Source organism: Clostridium sp. (assembly GCF_036639235.1).
GTDB lineage: Bacteria > Bacillota > Clostridia > Clostridiales > Caloramatoraceae > Clostridium_AB.
Genome location: NZ_JAVWJB010000088.1, coordinates 1 through 3,681, shown reverse-complemented (window position 1 = coordinate 3,681; position 3,681 = coordinate 1). Strand labels below are relative to the sequence as shown.

4 protein-coding genes are annotated in these 3,681 nt (G+C 32.7%); all 4 read left to right on the top strand.

Annotated elements, in window-relative coordinates:
• The first annotated feature begins 131 nt into the window (after positions 1-131).
• Positions 132-971 (top strand): Rpn family recombination-promoting nuclease/putative transposase, encoded by an 840-nt coding sequence (locus RR539_RS10565; protein ID WP_332474828.1) that lies wholly within the window; start codon positions 132-134, stop codon positions 969-971.
• Between the two features lie 130 nt (positions 972-1,101).
• Positions 1,102-2,209 (top strand): peptide chain release factor 2 gene (prfB, locus tag RR539_RS10560; RefSeq protein WP_442878415.1). Its coding sequence is split into 2 segments (ribosomal slippage): positions 1,102-1,179 and positions 1,181-2,209, totalling 1,107 coding nucleotides; the frame shifts between segments, so codons are not numbered across the junction.
• Positions 2,210-2,341: 132 nt separating this feature from the next.
• Positions 2,342-2,878 (top strand): hypothetical protein, encoded by a 537-nt coding sequence (locus RR539_RS10555; protein ID WP_332474826.1) that lies wholly within the window; start codon positions 2,342-2,344, stop codon positions 2,876-2,878.
• Between the two features lie 99 nt (positions 2,879-2,977).
• Positions 2,978-3,514, top strand: coding sequence for a hypothetical protein (locus RR539_RS10550; protein ID WP_332483763.1), 537 nt, complete (start codon positions 2,978-2,980; stop codon positions 3,512-3,514).
• Positions 3,515-3,681: the final 167 nt, after the last annotated feature.

The following is a 3,681-nucleotide window of genomic DNA, read 5'->3' as shown; positions in this document are numbered from 1 at the left end:
GCGGTAGATTTCAATAAAAACTAGGTAGCCATATGGCTACCTTTATTTTTTATATATCCTTTCTATGAAAATATGCATATAATTGTAAGGAAATAGGTAGTGTGATAGAATAAAATTAAGAGGTGAGTGCGATGAGAAGATTAAAACCCCTTAATGATTTTATTTTTAAGAAGTTATTTGGTGAAGAGGAAACAAAGGATAACCTAATAGCTTTACTTAATGCTATTTTAGACAAAAAAGATATTGATAAGTTAGTAGATTTAGAAATTATAGATAATAAAGAGTTAGTTAAGGAATTAGTAGACGATAAAACAGGTATACTTGATGTAAGAGCAAAAACTAGTGATGGAACTCAAATAGATATAGAGATTCAATTAACTAACCAGCATAATATGGATAAGAGAACTCTATGGTATTGGGGTAAATTATTTAACCAGGGAATATCGAAGGGTGAAGACTATAACAAGCTTTCAAAGGTTATAACTATTAATATACTTGATTTTGAGTATATTCCACTTGAGAAGTTTCATAGCAAGTTTCACTTATGGGAAGATGAAGATAAGGACTATATGTTAACAGACCTTATTGAAATACATTTCATAGAGATAGCTAAGTTTAGAAAGTTAATCCATAAGGACCTTAAGGATAATAAGCTTCATAGATGGTTAACGTTCTTAAGGGAAGATATTAGTGAAAATGAGCTAAAGGAGTTGATGGAAATGGATAAGGACATCAAGAAGGCAGAAGAGAGAATTGAATACCTAAGTTCTGACCCAGAAACTATTGAGCTTTATAGGGCGAGAGAGGCATCATTACATGAAAGAGCAAATCTTTTAAGTACAGGAAGAAGAGAAGGTGAATTAAATAAGGCTAGGGAAGTAGCTAGAAATCTTTTAGTTATAGGTTTAGATATAGATACTATTAAGAAAGCTACAGGTTTATCCGATGAAGAAATTAATCACCTAGATTAAGTAAATAAATAATGAGTCAGCTTAATTAAGTAGGCTGGCTTTGTTTTATATAAATAAAAAATATATTTTGTTGAGTCAGTATGATATACAGACTATAATGAATAAAAGACGTATGAAGGGAGTGCTTTAGGTGCATATACAATTAGAAGAGCACTATAGTGCTATTGCTCCTATGAAGGAAGCTTTAAAAGAAATGAGGGCTTCACTTTGACATTGATGGGCTTAAACTAGAACTGTCAAAGCTCGATGAAATTGTCCTACGTGAGGATTTTTGGAATGATCCATCCTCAGCACAGTCTACACTTCAGACTATAAAGGGAATTAAGGATAAGATTGATTCATATGAAGCATTAGAGAGAAGAATTGAAGATTTTGAGGTTCTTATAGAGATTTCAGATATGGAGGAGGATCTTTCTTCAGTATCTGAGATTAGAAGTGAACGCAGAGTTATTGATGAGTCTTTAGAGCAGCTTAAGATTACAACACTATTATCAGGTGAATATGATAAGAATGACGTTATACTAAGTATTCACGCAGGGGCAGGTGGTACAGAGGCCTGTGACTGGGCTGAAATGGTACTTAGAATGTACACAAGATGGGCAGAATCTAAGGGATTTAAAACAGAAATTATAGACTATCTTCCTGGAGATGAAGTTGGTGTTAAGTCTGCTTCACTTGAGATTAAGGGAGAGTATGCATATGGATATCTTAAGTCAGAAAAAGGTGTTCATAGACTAGTTAGAATATCTCCATTTGATTCAGCAGGAAAGCGTCATACATCATTCTTATCTGTTGAAGTTTTACCTGAGATTACACAGCAGCAGGATATTGATATAAGAACTGAAGATCTTAAAATAGACACATATAGAGCAGGGGGAGCTGGTGGGCAGCATGTTAACAAAACAGAGTCTGCTATAAGAATTACCCATCTTCCTACAGGTATAATAGTACAGTGTCAGAATCAGCGTTCTCAGCACTCTAACAAGGAAACAGCTATGAAGATGCTTAAGTCTAAGCTTATAGAGATTAAGGAAAGAGAGCACAAGGAGAGAATTGAGGATTTAACAGGTGACCACAACCAAATAGGATGGGGTTCACAGATTAGAAGTTATGTATTCCAGCCTTATACAATGGTTAAAGACCATAGAACAAATAAGGAAATAGGAAACATAAACGCTGTAATGGATGGGGAACTTGACCCGTTTATAATAGAATACCTAAAGAGTCAGCTTAATTAAATATAATAATACTAAAGAGAAGTAGCCAAATATTTGGCTGCTTTTTGTTATTATTTAAAGGAATATACATATTATAAATAGAATAATAATTTAAAATGCAGTGTAAAAAATATACAAAAAGGAGAGGATAAGGTGACTGGATTAAAACTTATAATAGAAGTTATAGGAGCTTTAATACTAATCGATTTAATAAGTATATTAATTAATCGATTTAAGATAAGAAATATAAAATTTAATACCCTCTATAAAACGGGATACTATGGGTTAATGATAAATATAGCACGTACCCTAATAATTTATTTAGTAATTGATGGTTTATTCTTTTGGATTAGGCTAGAGAGTAACAGTATAGATATAGCCTACAATATAGTAATTCCAATATTCGTAATAGGATATTATATACTTAAAAGAAGTATTAAAGCTAAAATAGGCGAGGAAGGAATAATACTTCCTAGGGGAATATTTATTCCTTATTCAGATATAGTTAGATTCGAAATTAATATTACCCCAGGGGAGAGGGCATATAGTATTAAGATTATATCTAGTGCTAAATTCAGTGAAGATTTAATTATAGAAAAAGAATTCTTAAATGAATTTCTAATTATAGCAGAGGAAAAAACAAATGCCCATATAAGTAAGCTATATGAGAAATTTCAGGTAGAAGAATAAGATTATTTTTTATTTATGTATAGGAACTACTTATTGTTAACATAATATAATGTATAGATAAATTTTTTATACACTATATAGATAATGGGTGGTGATTGTATGGAAGGCAACCTATATATAACAGTCGTACTAGTATTATTTTGTCTAATTGATGGATTTGTTGTAGTTAGAAATTACCTCCATGTTAGAAATCGAAGATTTACAGATATCTACTGCTGTGGATATGAAGGGGTTATGAAGGGAGTAGCCTGCTTAACCTGTGGATTTATTGTAATGAGTCTTATTCAATACACATTCCAGTATAGCAGCGATATTAACATTCTATACTCATATATTCTTTTGTTAATACCATTTAGCTTCTACTTTATATATAAGATAGTAGCTAGGGTTCGTGTTTGTGAAGAAGGGATACTTCTACCTAGGAAGACTTTTATACCATATAGAACCTTAAAGAGAGTAGATATAAAACCAGCAGCATTTGGTAAGTACTATGTTGTAACCCTAAAGTCCAAGGCAAAGCGAACAGAAAAACTCGTAATAAGAATGGATGAAATGGATGTATTTATAGGGATCATTAATGATTACTCTACTGCACACGTTTGGGGAGGTCGATGGTCTACTATTGATAGGATATAATACAGATAAGGTAGTGTATCCTGTTCAGACCACGTCTGGGATTTCTCCAAGAAGGCCTAAGGCTCAAAAATACAAATCCACTAAGAACTGGCTATACCCAAGGGGCAGACCCAAACTCGGCTCGCCTCAAACAGCCGCCATTTCTAAGTGTCTTTGCATTTTAGAGC